The organism is Flavobacterium sp. DG1-102-2 (assembly GCF_033042555.1).
Classification (GTDB): domain Bacteria; phylum Bacteroidota; class Bacteroidia; order Flavobacteriales; family Flavobacteriaceae; genus Flavobacterium.
The window spans coordinates 137,880-151,185 of sequence record NZ_JAWLIK010000004.1 but is presented as its reverse complement, the minus strand read 5'-3'; the positions used below and the strand labels follow the sequence as shown (position 1 = coordinate 151,185).

General features: G+C 38.0%; 19 protein-coding genes. All 19 read right to left on the bottom strand.

Features of this window, described 5'->3' with window-relative positions; genetic code table 11:
- Positions 1–79 precede the first annotated feature (79 nt).
- Positions 80–841 (bottom strand): LytTR family DNA-binding domain-containing protein, encoded by a 762-nt coding sequence (locus R1T16_RS07895; protein ID WP_317500554.1) that lies wholly within the window; start codon positions 839–841, stop codon positions 80–82.
- Positions 842–843: 2 nt separating this feature from the next.
- A complete protein-coding gene (locus R1T16_RS07890; RefSeq protein ID WP_317500553.1) occupies positions 844–2,826 on the bottom strand; it encodes a tetratricopeptide repeat protein in 1,983 nt (660 codons plus the stop codon).
- A 141-nt stretch (positions 2,827–2,967) separates the two neighbouring features.
- Positions 2,968–4,263, bottom strand: a complete 1,296-nt coding sequence (gene eno / locus R1T16_RS07885) for a phosphopyruvate hydratase (RefSeq protein WP_317500552.1) — start codon at positions 4,261–4,263, stop codon at positions 2,968–2,970.
- Between the two features lie 184 nt (positions 4,264–4,447).
- Positions 4,448–5,557, bottom strand: coding sequence for a glutamine-hydrolyzing carbamoyl-phosphate synthase small subunit (gene carA, locus R1T16_RS07880; protein WP_317500551.1), 1,110 nt, complete (start codon positions 5,555–5,557; stop codon positions 4,448–4,450).
- 168 nt (positions 5,558–5,725) lie between these two features.
- Positions 5,726–6,238, bottom strand: coding sequence for a 50S ribosomal protein L17 (gene rplQ, locus R1T16_RS07875; protein WP_317500550.1), 513 nt, complete (start codon positions 6,236–6,238; stop codon positions 5,726–5,728).
- Positions 6,239–6,270: 32 nt separating this feature from the next.
- The gene (locus tag R1T16_RS07870; protein WP_317500549.1) at positions 6,271–7,263 is read right to left on the bottom strand and encodes a DNA-directed RNA polymerase subunit alpha; all 993 of its coding nucleotides are present in this window, start codon (positions 7,261–7,263) and stop codon (positions 6,271–6,273) included.
- A gap of 21 nt (positions 7,264–7,284) precedes the next feature.
- The gene (gene rpsD, locus R1T16_RS07865; RefSeq protein WP_317500548.1) at positions 7,285–7,890 is read right to left on the bottom strand and encodes a 30S ribosomal protein S4; all 606 of its coding nucleotides are present in this window, start codon (positions 7,888–7,890) and stop codon (positions 7,285–7,287) included.
- 83 nt (positions 7,891–7,973) lie between these two features.
- The gene (rpsK, locus tag R1T16_RS07860; RefSeq protein WP_057671687.1) at positions 7,974–8,357 is read right to left on the bottom strand and encodes a 30S ribosomal protein S11; all 384 of its coding nucleotides are present in this window, start codon (positions 8,355–8,357) and stop codon (positions 7,974–7,976) included.
- 8 nt (positions 8,358–8,365) lie between these two features.
- On the bottom strand, positions 8,366–8,740 hold the full coding sequence (gene rpsM, locus R1T16_RS07855) for a 30S ribosomal protein S13 (RefSeq protein ID WP_317500547.1): 375 nt from the start codon (positions 8,738–8,740) through the stop codon (positions 8,366–8,368).
- A gap of 2 nt (positions 8,741–8,742) precedes the next feature.
- Entirely contained in the window at positions 8,743–8,859 is a 117-nt protein-coding gene (ykgO, locus tag R1T16_RS07850) for a type B 50S ribosomal protein L36 (RefSeq protein ID WP_002987490.1), read from the bottom strand.
- A gap of 10 nt (positions 8,860–8,869) precedes the next feature.
- Positions 8,870–9,085, bottom strand: coding sequence for a translation initiation factor IF-1 (gene infA / locus R1T16_RS07845; RefSeq protein WP_007136545.1), 216 nt, complete (start codon positions 9,083–9,085; stop codon positions 8,870–8,872).
- Positions 9,086–9,093: 8 nt separating this feature from the next.
- A complete protein-coding gene (secY, locus tag R1T16_RS07840; protein ID WP_317500546.1) occupies positions 9,094–10,437 on the bottom strand; it encodes a preprotein translocase subunit SecY in 1,344 nt (447 codons plus the stop codon).
- Between the two features lie 14 nt (positions 10,438–10,451).
- The gene (gene rplO / locus R1T16_RS07835; RefSeq protein WP_317500545.1) at positions 10,452–10,904 is read right to left on the bottom strand and encodes a 50S ribosomal protein L15; all 453 of its coding nucleotides are present in this window, start codon (positions 10,902–10,904) and stop codon (positions 10,452–10,454) included.
- A 12-nt stretch (positions 10,905–10,916) separates the two neighbouring features.
- Positions 10,917–11,099 carry a 50S ribosomal protein L30 gene (gene rpmD / locus R1T16_RS07830; RefSeq protein WP_252809343.1) on the bottom strand — a complete coding sequence of 61 codons (183 nt, stop codon included), beginning with the start codon at positions 11,097–11,099 and terminating at the stop codon, positions 10,917–10,919.
- Positions 11,100–11,113: 14 nt separating this feature from the next.
- Positions 11,114–11,638: a 30S ribosomal protein S5 gene (gene rpsE, locus R1T16_RS07825; protein WP_020213650.1), complete on the bottom strand. Its 525-nt coding sequence runs from the start codon at positions 11,636–11,638 to the stop codon at positions 11,114–11,116.
- Between the two features lie 6 nt (positions 11,639–11,644).
- Entirely contained in the window at positions 11,645–11,995 is a 351-nt protein-coding gene (gene rplR, locus R1T16_RS07820) for a 50S ribosomal protein L18 (protein ID WP_317500544.1), read from the bottom strand.
- Positions 11,996–12,006: 11 nt separating this feature from the next.
- Positions 12,007–12,549: a 50S ribosomal protein L6 gene (rplF, locus tag R1T16_RS07815; protein WP_317500543.1), complete on the bottom strand. Its 543-nt coding sequence runs from the start codon at positions 12,547–12,549 to the stop codon at positions 12,007–12,009.
- Positions 12,550–12,565: 16 nt separating this feature from the next.
- Positions 12,566–12,964: a 30S ribosomal protein S8 gene (rpsH, locus tag R1T16_RS07810; RefSeq protein WP_317500542.1), complete on the bottom strand. Its 399-nt coding sequence runs from the start codon at positions 12,962–12,964 to the stop codon at positions 12,566–12,568.
- Positions 12,965–13,034: 70 nt separating this feature from the next.
- Positions 13,035–13,304, bottom strand: coding sequence for a 30S ribosomal protein S14 (rpsN, locus tag R1T16_RS07805; RefSeq protein WP_317500541.1), 270 nt, complete (start codon positions 13,302–13,304; stop codon positions 13,035–13,037).
- Positions 13,305–13,306: the final 2 nt, after the last annotated feature.

Here is a 13,306-nt window from a genome sequence, read left to right as displayed (position 1 = left end):
TAGTTTTCCAAATATAATTTTTTCGCGAATGAACCGCCAACCTCATTTAGAATTCGACGTCATTCATTTAGAATTTGCACTACAATGCCTTTAAAAGCTCCTGCAAGCGTTCCTTTTTACGCTGGGATATAGGAAGATTGCTATTATCTGCCATTACTGCATAGCCACCATCTTTTTTAATATACGACCTTAGATAAGCCAGATTGATAAGATGCGACTGGTGAATCCTTTCGAAGCCCTGCTCAGAAAGCATATCTTCATATTCTTTAAGCGTCTTGGCGATCAGCACCGGCTTGTTATCTTTTATATAAAACTTGGTATAATTATCCTGCGATTCTAAACGGATGATATCGCTTACTTCAAACAGGTGGATGCCATCTGATGTTGAAAGCGCAATCCTTTTAAATTTATCTACTTTCTTTCTTATGTTTTCAAGAAGCAAGTCGATATGTGCATAGCTGTCATTAGTAGTAAGCACTTTTTTTATTTTTTCAATAACCTTTTTAAGCTCTTCGGGATCCACCGGTTTAAGCAGGTAATCAAGTGCACTAAAACGAAATGCCTTAAGCGCAAACTCTTCGTGTGCCGTTATAAAAACAACATGCGAAGACAGGCTGCCTTTTTTTTGTTGCAGCTGCTCAAGAATATCAAATCCGGTACCGTCACCTAGCTGAATGTCCAGAAATATAACATCCGGCTTATGTTTTTCTATAGCTACGATACCTCCTTTTACGCTGTCTGCCTCTCCAAGTATTTCAATATCGGGAGCATACATTTCTAAAAGGCCTTTCATACCGTTTCTCAGGTTGCCGTCGTCATCTATAAGCAGCGCTGTAATCATAATTAGTTGGGTGAGTATTGAATAGGTAAATTTAATATAATTTTTGTACCGGCAGGCTGACCATTTCCATCGGTAAGTTCCTGTATTTCCACCTGCGATGTTTTAGATGTAAATGCCTGAATAACCTCAAGCCTTTTCCTCGTTATTTCCAGCGCCATAGATTTATGCACCGTAACTGAATTCTCCTTTAATTGTTTCGATTTATTAAAGCCTATACCGTCATCAGTCACCGTGCAAACCAGTTTATCACCGTTAAGTTTAAAATCAACGCTAATGAAGCCTCTTCGCTTTTTGGGCACTAATCCATGTATAATGGCATTTTCAACAAAAGGCTGTAACAATAATGGTGGCAGCGCCATATCGTCTTCAATGGCAGTATCTTTAGTAATAACAAAATCAAATATATTATTAAATCGCAGCTGCTCGAGTTCGAGATAGTTCTGCAATCCTTCAATTTCTTTATCGATAGGTATCAGCGATTCTTTAGAATATTCCAGCGTAAGGCGCATAAGCTTAGAGAACTTAGACAGGTATTTTATGGCCGACTCTTTACCATTCTGCACAATAAAACTGGATATAGACCCGAGGCAGTTAAATACAAAATGTGGATTCATCTGTAAGTGCAGTGCTTTTTGCTCATACTCGGCCAAATCCCGTTGCAGTGTGAGTGTTTTTTTCAGCTGAAGCCTGTTGTATATCAAAAAGGCAATTCCAAAAAGAAGAAGGATAAACAATGCGGTAAAAATCATCTGGAGATTGTGCCTTTTCGCCTGTTCGTCAAACATCATCTGGCGTTTTTCAGTCTGGGCTTTCTGCAATGCTTCCTTACGTTCAAACTCATAGTTCATTTCTTCCCGAACCATGCTTTTAATGTTTTCAGCATCATCAATCCTCTCTTTAGCAGCGCTATATTTTTTGTAATGGCTAAGAGCCTGTGCAGCATCCCCCGATTTTTCGTATATATCGCTTAGTGTTTTCTCAGCATCCTTTACATGTTCAAAAACACCAATCTCTTTGGCTAAAGCCGATGATTTCATCAGATTACTTATGGCTTTACCTTTCTGGTCCTGTTTAGCACATACATTACCCAAAGCACCAAATGATGCCGACGCACCGAACTTCTCACCTATTTCTTCAAATATGCTTAGTGCCTTATGGTATGTCTGTTCTGCCTGTTTATAATCTGTGGTTTTTACATAATAGTCGCCAAGCTTGTTATATAATTCTGCCAATGCGCTTTTATTGCCCGTTTCAACAAGCATTATCTCCGCTTCTTTATACGATGCCAGCGCTTTGTCAGGTTCGTTTCGCAACAGGTAGATTTCACCAATATTAGATATTGTAACTGCTCCCGAATCGTCGTTACCCAATTTTTTTTGTAACCAAAGTGCCTTATTGTAGTATTCTAACGCTTTTGTATATTCTCTTTGCTCTTTGTAAACAATTCCAAGATTATTATAGGAATGCGACATATACTCTTCTTCCTTGGTCTCTTCCTGAAGTTTAAGCGCCTTAAAACAATATTCGAGTGCTTTGGCATAGTTATTTTGTTCAGAACACACAACGCCTATGCTACCGTACGTTATAGCCAGTTTGTTTTTAATACTGTTTTTTTCTGATGCAGGGACGCTTTTTAAGAGTTGTTCAAAGATAGATTGTGCATTAGTATAGCTTTTTAACGCCTCAGCATACCTGCTGAGCATGACATTAGCATTGCCTACATTAAACCACGAGGTACCTTCTTCCCGCTGCAAACCTTTTTTGTGCGAAAGTATCAATGCTTTTTTTGCATATTCAAGCATTTTCGCCGGACTGGTGTCAGCATATTCGCTGGCAATATCGTTAAGCAGGTATACTTTTTCTGTATCGGCAGATGTTTTGTTTAGTTCAATAAAAAGACTGTCCAGCACCTTTACCTGACAAAACGCTTTAGATGACACAAAAAATAATACACCCGTTAGCAGAAGAATTTTAAAAATTTTCATATGCCGTAATTAATAAAACAAATGTATCATTTCAATATGATTAAAAACTGTCCCGTTTAGAATTTGAAGCCTTCTATTTAGAATTTGCAATAAAAAAAGCCATCCCTCCGGATGGCTTTTAAATATATAGCAGTATAATGCTTATTGTTTTACTTTAAACGCTTTTTCAGCAGGGAAGTAAGCTACATCAGCTAATTCTTCTTCAATTCTTAGCAATTGGTTGTATTTTGCCATACGGTCACTTCTTGAAGCAGATCCGGTCTTGATCTGGCCACAGTTAAGGGCAACAGCAAGGTCGGCAATAGTATTATCTTCAGTTTCTCCTGAACGGTGAGACATTACAGATGTGTAACCTGCATTATGTGCCATGTTAACAGCAGAAATAGTTTCTGTAAGAGTGCCAATCTGGTTTACTTTTACAAGTATAGAGTTAGCGGTTGAAGTTTCGATACCTTTAGCAAGGCGCTCAACGTTAGTAACAAATAAATCGTCACCTACAAGCTGTACTCTGTCACCAATTTTCTCAGTAAGATATTTCCATCCTTCCCAGTCATTTTCCTGCATACCATCCTCAATAGAGATAATTGGGTATTTTGTTGCAAGCTCAGCAAGATAATCTGCCTGCTCAGTAGAAGTTCTTATTTTACCCGTTTCGCCTTCAAATTTAGTGTAGTCGTATTTACCGTTTACATAAAATTCTGAAGCAGCACAGTCTAACGCAAGTTTAATATCTACACCAAAAGTGTAACCTGCATTTTCAATAGCTTTTTTAATAGTTTCTATAGCATCTTCAGTACCACCTTCAAAGTTTGGTGCAAAACCACCTTCATCACCTACAGCAGTGCTAAGACCTCTGTCGTGAAGCACTTTTTTAAGGTTATGGAAAACCTCAGTACCAATCTGCATTGCATGAGTAAAGCTTGTAGCTTTAACTGGCATGATCATAAACTCCTGGAATGCGATAGGCGCATCAGAGTGAGATCCACCGTTAATGATGTTCATCATAGGTACAGGAAGCGTATTAGCAGAAACACCACCAATGTAACGGTATAAAGGAAGCCCAAGTTCATTAGCAGCGGCTTTTGCTACAGCAAGAGAAACACCAAGGATTGCGTTAGCACCAAGGTTTGACTTATTAGCTGTACCGTCAAGCTCAATCATCGCTTTGTCAATAGCATTCTGCTCAAAAACAGACATACCAACGATTTCTCCTGCGATAGTCGTGTTAACATTTTCAACAGCTTTAGAAACACCTTTACCCATGTAGGCTTTACCACCGTCACGCAGCTCAACAGCTTCGTGCTCTCCTGTAGATGCTCCAGATGGAACAGCAGCCCTGCCAAGAATTCCGTTTTCTGTAATTACATCTACTTCTACTGTAGGATTTCCACGAGAGTCTAATATCTGCCTTGCGTGTACTTTAATAATAATGCTCATTATATAGTTTTTTGTTGTTATATACTTTTTTGTGAAACCTAACAAATTTAAACATTTTGAAAAATCAAACGCATCAAATTCGAAAAACTTATAAACGCAAACGTTTTAGCGAATAAATAATATTTTACAGCTTTTCAAAAACAAAAAAAATGGGCTAATTAAAAAATTAGCCCAAATTGAAATATTATCTTTTACCGTTTTCGATATTTTCAATAAACTGATCGAAAAGGTATGTCGCATCATGCGGACCAGGACTAGCCTCCGGGTGGTATTGCACCGAGAAGCAGTTTTTGCTCTTCATACGCATACCTGCAACCGTTCCGTCGTTAACGTGCTCGTGAGTGATTTCAAAATCAGGATGTTTTTCAAGCTCTTCCCTCACCACCGCAAAGCCGTGGTTTTGAGAAGTGATCTCTCCTTTACCGGTAACCAGGTTCTTAACCGGATGGTTAATTCCCCTGTGCCCGTTAAACATCTTGTAAGTAGATATACCGTTAGCCAATGCTAAGACCTGGTGGCCTAAACATATACCAAATACCGGCTCATTATTATCAAGTATATTCTTCGCGGTTTCCTGTGCAGAGAATAGCGGATCCGGATCGCCGGGACCGTTAGAAAGGAAATAACCATCGGGGCTAAAGCTTTTCATATCCTCATACGTAGCATCATACGGGAATACTTTAATATAACAGTCTCTCTTCGCAAGGTTTCTAAGAATATTCTTCTTGATGCCAAGGTCAAGAGCCGAGATTTTATATTTAGCATCCGGGTTACCTATAAAGTAAGGTTCTTTAGTAGAAACCTTAGATGAAAGCTCTAATCCTTTCATATCAGGCACAGCCGCAAGCTTCTCCTTAAGCTCCTCTATAGAAGACCCGTCAGTAGAGATAACCGCATTCATAGCCCCATTGTCGCGAATATAACTAACAAGTGCCCTTGTATCCACATCAGATATAGCAACAAGGTTTTGTTCTTCAAAATAGTCTTTCAGGCTCTTTGTTGAGTTAACCCTTGAATGATTAAAACTGAAATTTTTACATACCAGGCCTGAAATCATAATTTGCTCAGCCTCTATTTCCTCTTCATTTGTACCATAATTACCTATGTGCGCATTAGATGCCACCATGATCTGCCCAAAGTAAGACGGATCGGTAAAAATTTCCTGGTAACCGGTCATACCGGTATTAAAGCATACTTCTCCAAAAGTTGTTCCTTCGATACCTATAGATTTACCGTAAAATACAGTACCGTCAGCTAAAAGGAGAATTGCCTGGTTTCGATTTGAATATTTCATTTACTAGTTTGTTGTTTTCCTCTGGGGTGCAAATTTACTTCAAAAAATTGGCTTTCTAAAACGTTCATACCATTTGGTTTATATAAAAAGTTCAAGTAGGGCAAAAAAAAAGGACAAACTATAAAGTTTATCCTTTTTTGTATTATTGAAAAATCAATGAATTCATGATTATTCAGTAGCTTCTTTGTTCTCTTCAGTATCAACTGCAGGAGCTTCTTTTACAGGAGCTTCAGCAACTGTAGCGTCAACAGTGTCAGCTTTTTTAGCTGTACGGCTTCTACGAGTTGTTTTCTTAGCTTCTTTTTTAGTAGCGTTGTACAGTTCATTAAAGTCTACAAGCTCAATCATCGCCATGTCAGCGTTGTCACCAAGACGGTTACCAAGCTTAATGATACGTGTATATCCACCCGGACGATCACCAACTTTAGCAGCTACTTCCCTGAAAAGTTCAGTAACAGCATATTTGTTGCGAAGGTAAGCGAATACGATACGTCTGTTGTGAGTTGTATCTTCTTTTGATTTTGTAACTAGAGGCTCAATATATTGTTTAAGCGCTTTAGCTTTAGCAACAGTCGTATTAATACGCTTGTGCTCTATTAGCGAGCAAGCCATGTTAGAAAGCATAGCTCTTCTATGACCTTGCTGCCTGCTTAAATGATTAAATTTCTTTCCGTGTCTCATTGCTGTTGTAATTTAAACCCGATGGGTTCAGATTATTCTTTATCTAATTTATATTTCGTTAAGTCCATTCCGAAGTGTAAATTTTTAGAAGCAACAAGTTCGTCAAGCTCTGTTAACGATTTCTTACCAAAATTACGGAACTTCATTAAGTCATTTTTGTTGAACGATACTAAGTCTCCTAATGTATCAACTTCAGCCGCTTTTAAACAATTTAATGCTCTTACAGAAAGATCCATATCAACAAGCTTAGTTTTAAGCAGTTGTCTCATATGTAATGATTCCTCATCGTATGATTCTGTTTGTGCAATTTCATCGGCCTCAAGTGTTATCCTTTCATCAGAGAACAGCATAAAGTGGTGAATCAGTGTTTTTGCTGCCTCAGTAAGCGCTTCTTTAGGATGAATAGATCCGTCAGTGATGATTTCAAAAACCAGTTTTTCGTAGTCTGTTTTTTGTTCAACACGGAAGTTTTCTATCGCATATTTTACATTCTTTACCGGAGTAAAGATTGAATCTGTAAAAATAGTTCCTATCGCTGCGTTTTGCTTTTTGTTCTCTTCTGCAGGCACATAACCTCTACCTTTCTCGATAGTAAGTTCAAGGTTAATGTTTATTTTGCTGTCCATGTTAAAGATAACAAAGTCAGGGTTTAACACCTGGAATCCTGAAATATACTTCTGGAAATCACCTGCTGTAAGCTGGTCTTTTCCTGTAAAAGAAACAGAAACAGATTCGTTATCGATGTCTTCTATCTGACGTTTGAAACGAACTTGTTTTAAGTTCAGGATGATTTCAGTAACATCTTCAACTACCCCTGCTATTGTAGAGAACTCATGGTCAACTCCTTCAATTCGAACTGAAGTTATTGCATAACCTTCTAATGAAGAAAGTAAAACTCTTCTAAGTGCGTTACCAACAGTCAGTCCATATCCCGGTTCCAAAGGTCTAAATTCAAATTTACCTTGGAAATCGGTAGAATCGATCATGATAACTTTATCGGGCTTTTGAAAATTAAATATTGCCATATTTTCGACTAATGTCAATTATTATTTGTTATACAACTCTACGATTAGTTGTTCTTTGATGTTTTCCGGGATTTGAAGCCTGGCAGGTACTGAAACAAAAGTACCTTCTTTTGTATCGTTGTTCCAAGTTATCCACTCATAAACCTGAGCAGCATTAGATAAAGAGCGATCGATAGCTTCTAAAGATTTAGATTTCTCACGCACAGCAACTTTATCTCCTGGTTTTAGGTGGTAAGAAGGAATGTTTACCACTTCACCATTTACTGTAATATGCCTGTGAGATACGATTTGTCTTGCAGCCCTTCTTGAAGGAGCAACACCCATTCTGTATACCACGTTGTCAAGTCTTGCTTCACAAAGTTGTAATAGGATCTCACCTGTTACACCTTTAGATGCAGCAGCTTTTTCATACAGGTTCCTGAATTGTTTTTCAAGAATACCGTAAGTGTACTTAGCTTTTTGCTTTTCCATAAGCTGAACAGCATATTCAGATTTTTTACCTCTCTTTTTAGCCAAACCATGTTGTCCCGGAGGGTAATTTCTTTTTTCGAAAGATTTATCATCTCCGAAGATCGCTTCACCGAATTTACGGGCGATTTTTGTTTTTGGACCAGTATATCTTGCCATTTCTAAAAATTAATAAACAGGGGATTATGAATTCAGGTCGTATCCTCCGATAATCCTTTGCCCTGTTTGTGATTATACTATAATTATACTCTTCTTCTTTTTGGAGGGCGACAACCATTGTGTGGTAGTGGAGTTACGTCGATGATCTCTGTAACTTCTATTCCTCCATTGTGAAGAGACCTGATAGCAGATTCTCTACCATTTCCAGGACCCTTAACGTAAACTTTTACTTTCTTAAGACCAGCCTCAATAGCTACTTTACTACAATCTTCTGCTGCCATCTGAGCTGCATACGGAGTGTTCTTTTTAGAACCTCTGAAGCCCATCTTACCTGCAGATGACCAAGAAATAACTTCACCTTTTTTGTTAGTCAAAGAAATGATGATGTTATTGAAAGTAGCACTGATATGAGCTTCACCTGTAGATTCTACAATAACTTTACGTTTTTTTGTATTCGCTTTAGCCATACTACTTATTATTTAGTTGCTTTTTTCTTGTTAGCAACAGTTTTTCTCTTACCTTTTCTTGTTCTTGAGTTGTTCTTAGTGCGTTGTCCACGTAATGGAAGACCAGCTCTGTGACGGATACCTCTGTAGCATCCGATATCCATTAAACGTTTGATGTTTAATGAGATTTCAGAACGAAGTTCACCTTCAATCTTTAAAAAAGATACAGCTTCACGAATAGCGCTTATTTCGTCGTCATTCCATTCCTGTACTTTTTTGTCTTCGCTAACATTAGCTTTTTCAAGTATGTCTTTAGCTCTGCTGTTACCAATTCCGAAGATATAAGTTAAAGCAATAACTCCTCTTTTGTTTTTAGGTATGTCTACCCCTGCAATTCTTGCCATAATTATCCTTGTCTTTGTTTAAATCTAGGATTCTTTTTGTTAATAACATATAATCTGCCTTTTCTACGCACAATGATGCACTCGGCACTTCTTTTCTTAACTGATGCTCTTACTTTCATTTTAATAGCTTTAGTATCTATAAGTAATTCTTGCTTTGGACAAATCGTAAGGGCTCATTTCCAGTTTCACTTTGTCACCAGGTAACAATTTGATATAGTGCATACGCATTTTTCCTGAAATGTGAGCAATTACTATATGCCCGTTTTCTAATTCAACACGGAACATAGCATTTGATAATGCTTCAATTATAGATCCGTCTTGTTCTATTGCTGATTGTTTTGCCATAAAAATTTTTAAGCTACTGCTTTTCTATTCTTACCACTTTTCATCAAACCGTCGTAATGCTTATTCAATAGATAAGAGTTTATCTGCTGAATAGTATCGATCGCAACCCCGACCATAATTAACAGTGATGTACCACCATAGAATAATGCCCACTGCTGCTGAACTCCAAAGTTAAACACTACTGCCGGGAACACGGCTATAAGTGCTAAGAACAATGAACCAGGAAAAGTGATCAACGACATGATCTTGTCAAGATAGTCTCCGGTCTCAACACCAGGCTTAACACCAGGTATAAAACCACCACTTCTTTTAAGGTCGTCAGCCATCTTATTAGTAGGCACCGTAATCGCGGTGTAAAAGTAAGTAAAAATTATGATTAATAAAGCAAAAACTACATTGTAGGCTAAACCGAACACATTCTGGAATTGAGAAGTGATAGTTTGAGCCGTATCAGACTTGGAAAGTCCTGCTAATGCGGCAGGTATGAACATAATAGCCTGAGCAAAGATTATAGGCATAACTCCCGAAGCGTTTAGCTTTAACGGTATCCATTGCCTGTTTCCGCCCAACATGTCTTGTTCAAAATCGCCAGATGTAGTCCTTCTTGCATATTGTACTGGTATTTTTCTCACCGCCATAACCATAAGGATACAAGCAATAATGATTACTAACCATACAACAACTTCAAGAAGTAATTTTAACGGACCTCCATTATTCTCAGTAACTACCGAAGTAAATTCCTGAATGAAAGCCTGAGGCATCCTAGCGATAATACCTACTAATATAAGCAGCGATATACCATTACCAATACCCTTATCTGTAATCTTTTCACCTAGCCACATCGCAAAGATGGTACCGGTTGCAAGAACAACTACAGATGAGAAGATAAATGCAGCAGATGTTGACGGAAGCAGGAATGCTTCTGCCGGAAGGGTTCTGTAAAGGTTATAGATATAACCAGGACCTTGAACAAGAGTAATAAGAATAGTTAACCAACGTGTAATCTGGTTGATCTTCTTTCTTCCACTCTCGCCATCTTTTTGCAATTTTTGAAGGTAAGGCACCGCAATACCCATTAGCTGTACAACAATCGAAGCAGAAATGTAAGGCATGATACCCAATGCAAATACAGATGCCTGCGAGAACGCACCACCTGTAAATACATCGATAAGCCAGCCAATACCTCCCTGGGTTTGATCCGATAATTTGTTTAATTGTGTAGCATCAATACCGGGTAAGGTTACATGTGCACCAAAACGGTACACTAGTAACAATCCCAAAGTAACTAAAATTCTATTTTTTAGTTCTTCTATTTTCCAGACATTGGCAAACGCTTCGAAAAATTTCTTCATTTGAATTATAAAGATTATAAAGTTACAGCTTCTCCACCAGCAGCTTCGATAGCAGCCTTAGCAGTAGCAGTAAATTTGTGAGCAGTTACTTTTAGTTTTGCTTTAAGCTCTCCTCTTCCTAATATCTTTACCATTTCATTTTTAGTAGCTAAGCGGTTGTCAACAAATACTGTAAAATCTACAGTATCAGTAACGATTCCGTTATCTACCAGAGCTTGAAGCGTGTCAAGGTTTACACCTTCGTATTCTTTACGGTTGATGTTTTTAAAACCAAACTTAGGAACACGTCTTTGTAATGGCATCTGACCACCTTCAAAACCAATTTTCTTAGAATAACCAGAACGAGATTTAGCTCCTTTGTGTCCACGTGCCGCAGTACCACCTTTACCAGAACCTTCTCCTCTACCTAGCCTTTTGTTTTTATTGTGAACTGAACCTTCAGCTGGTTGTAAGTTACTTAAATCCATGAGTGTATTTTGTTAGTTAGCTTCTTCTACAGAAACTAAGTGTTTAACTTTGTTTACCATTCCAAGGATAGCAGGAGTTGCATCGTGTTCAACAACTTGTCCTAATTTACGAAGACCTAAAGACTCAAGCGTTCTCTTTTGTGTAAGAGGACAATTGATTTTGCTCTTTACTTGTTTTACTTTTATTTTTCCCATGATTTCCTTGTGAATTAACCTTTGAATACTTTTTCTAATGAAACACCTCTTTGTTTTGCAACAGTAACAGCGCTTCTCATTTGAAGTAAAGCATCAAAAGTAGCTTTAACTACATTGTGAGGGTTAGATGAACCCTGAGATTTTGATAATACATCGTGAATACCAACTGACTCAAGTACTGAACGAACAGCACCACCGGCAATAACTCCGGTACCGTGAGAAGCAGGCATAAGAAGTACACGTGCACCACCAAATTTACCTTTTTGCTCGTGAGGTACAGACTGTCCTGAAAGTGGGATCTTAACTAGGTTTTTCTTAGCATCTTCTACTGCTTTAGCAATAGCTTCAGATACATCTTTAGATTTACCAAGACCGTGACCTACCACTCCATTCTCGTCCCCTACAACTACAATTGCAGAAAAGCCAAACGCTCTACCACCCTTTGTAACTTTAGTAACACGATTTACACTTACCAAACGATCTTTAAGTTCAAGACCGCTTGGTTTTACAAGTTCTACGTTTTTATAACTATGATACATAATTTCTTAGAATTTTAGTCCGGCTTCTCTTGCGCCTTCAGCTAATGATTTAACACGTCCGTGGTAAAGGTAACCACCTCTGTCAAAAGAGATAGTATCTACACCAGCTTTTAAAGCTTTCTCTGCAATTGCTTTTCCAACAGCCGCAGCAGTTTCAATGTTAGTACCTTTAGTGATACCTGCATCTCTTGAAGATGCAGCAGCAAGGGTTACACCGTTAACGTCATCTATGACTTGAGCATAGATTTCTTTATTGCTCCTGAATACAGAAAGTCTAGGTTGAGCAGCAGTTCCGCTTACAATCTTTCTGATTCTGAACTTTATTCTTTGTCTTCTTTCAGATTTGTTTAATGACATTGTCTTAATTTTTAAGCTGATTTACCTGCTTTTCTTCTCAATACTTCACCTACAAACTTAACTCCTTTTCCTTTGTATGGTTCAGGCTTACGGAAAGAACGGATCTTTGCAGCAACCTGGCCTAAAAGTTGTTTATCATGAGAAGCTAGTTTGATGATAGGGTTTTTCCCTTTTTCTGATACAGTTTCAACAGTTACTTCAGACACAACCTCTAAAACGATGTTGTGAGAAAAACCTAGAGCAATATCTAATTTCTGTCCTTGGTTAGAAGCTCTGTAACCTACTCCTACCAATTCTAATTCTTTAGTAAAGCCTTCGGCTACACCTTGAATCATATTATTGATAAGTGATCTATATAAACCGTGTTTAGATCTGTGATCTTTATGATCTGAAGATCTTTCAACTAAAACCTGACCTTCTTCAACTTTTACAGATACATCTGAAAAGTCCTGAGTAAGCTGGCCTTTTTTACCTTTAACTGATACAACGTTGCCGTTTACTTCTACAGTAACACCAGCAGGTATTGTAATTGGATTTTTACCTATTCTTGACATCGTATAAGTCTTTTTATTAGTATACGTAACAAATTACCTCACCACCTACATTTTGCTGTTTCGCCTGCTTGCCGGTCATAAGACCTTTTGAAGTAGAAACAATAGCAATACCTAATCCGTTAAGGATCCTTGGTAGGTTATCAGCACCTGCGTATTTACGTAGACCTGGTTTACTAATTCTTTGGATATCTTTAATTACAGACTCTTTAGTTTCTTTGTCGTACTTAAGAGCAATTTTGATGGTGCCTTGTACAGCGTTGTCATCAAATTTGTAGCTAAGGATATAACCCTGATCAAATAAAATCTTTGTGATTTCTTTTTTAAGGTTAGACGCAGGAATCTCTACCACTTTGTGGTTAGCTCTTACTGCATTCCTGATTCTTGTTAAGAAATCAGCGATTGGATCTGTATACATATTTAGTAATTTGCGGTAACGGTTTTCGGCCTGTTAAGGCCGAACCTGAAACCCATTTATAATTCTGTTTTTACCAGCTTGCTTTTTTAACTCCTGGTATCAAGCCATTGTTAGCCATTTCACGGAAAGTTACTCGTGAAATACCAAACTGGCGCATGTAACCTCTTGGTCTGCCTGTAAGTTTGCAACGATTGTGAACACGTACAGGAGAAGCGTTTTTAGGTAGTTTTTGTAGGCCTTCGTAATCTCCAGCTTCTAATAAAGCTTTCCTTTTCTCAGCATATTTTGCTACAAGCGCCGCTCTTTTTACCTCACGGGCTTTCATTGATTCTTTAGCCATAA

Bases quoted from the DNA above. Each gene is read 5' to 3' on its own strand.
- rplO (WP_317500545.1), bottom strand. From the start codon at position 10,904: ATGGATTTAAGTAACTTACAACCAGCTGAAGGTTCAGTTCACAATAAA.
- rpsE (WP_020213650.1), bottom strand. From the start codon at position 11,638: ATGTATCATAGTTATAAAAACGTAGAACTTGTAAAACCAAGCGGTCTT.
- rpmD (WP_252809343.1), bottom strand. From the start codon at position 11,099: ATGGGAAAAATAAAAGTAAAACAAGTAAAGAGCAAAATCAATTGTCCT.
- rpsH (WP_317500542.1), bottom strand. From the start codon at position 12,964: ATGTATACAGATCCAATCGCTGATTTCTTAACAAGAATCAGGAATGCA.
- rpsM (WP_317500547.1), bottom strand. From the start codon at position 8,740: ATGGCAAGAATTGCAGGGGTAGACATACCTAAAAACAAAAGAGGAGTT.
- secY (WP_317500546.1), bottom strand. From the start codon at position 10,437: ATGAAGAAATTTTTCGAAGCGTTTGCCAATGTCTGGAAAATAGAAGAA.
- R1T16_RS07870 (WP_317500549.1), bottom strand. From the start codon at position 7,263: ATGGCAATATTTAATTTTCAAAAGCCCGATAAAGTTATCATGATCGAT.
- carA (WP_317500551.1), bottom strand. From the start codon at position 5,557: ATGAAATATTCAAATCGAAACCAGGCAATTCTCCTTTTAGCTGACGGT.
- rpsN (WP_317500541.1), bottom strand. From the start codon at position 13,304: ATGGCTAAAGAATCAATGAAAGCCCGTGAGGTAAAAAGAGCGGCGCTT.
- infA (WP_007136545.1), bottom strand. From the start codon at position 9,085: ATGGCAAAACAATCAGCAATAGAACAAGACGGATCTATAATTGAAGCA.
- rplR (WP_317500544.1), bottom strand. From the start codon at position 11,995: ATGTCATTAAACAAATCTGAAAGAAGACAAAGAATAAAGTTCAGAATC.
- R1T16_RS07895 (WP_317500554.1), bottom strand. From the start codon at position 841: ATGATTACAGCGCTGCTTATAGATGACGACGGCAACCTGAGAAACGGT.
- eno (WP_317500552.1), bottom strand. From the start codon at position 4,263: ATGAGCATTATTATTAAAGTACACGCAAGGCAGATATTAGACTCTCGT.
- ykgO (WP_002987490.1), bottom strand. From the start codon at position 8,859: ATGAAAGTAAGAGCATCAGTTAAGAAAAGAAGTGCCGAGTGCATCATT.
- R1T16_RS07890 (WP_317500553.1), bottom strand. From the start codon at position 2,826: ATGAAAATTTTTAAAATTCTTCTGCTAACGGGTGTATTATTTTTTGTG.
- rpsK (WP_057671687.1), bottom strand. From the start codon at position 8,357: ATGGCTAAAGCGAATACAAAAAAACGTAAAGTTATTGTAGAATCTACA.
- rpsD (WP_317500548.1), bottom strand. From the start codon at position 7,890: ATGGCAAGATATACTGGTCCAAAAACAAAAATCGCCCGTAAATTCGGT.
- rplF (WP_317500543.1), bottom strand. From the start codon at position 12,549: ATGTCAAGAATAGGTAAAAATCCAATTACAATACCTGCTGGTGTTACT.
- rplQ (WP_317500550.1), bottom strand. From the start codon at position 6,238: ATGAGACACGGAAAGAAATTTAATCATTTAAGCAGGCAGCAAGGTCAT.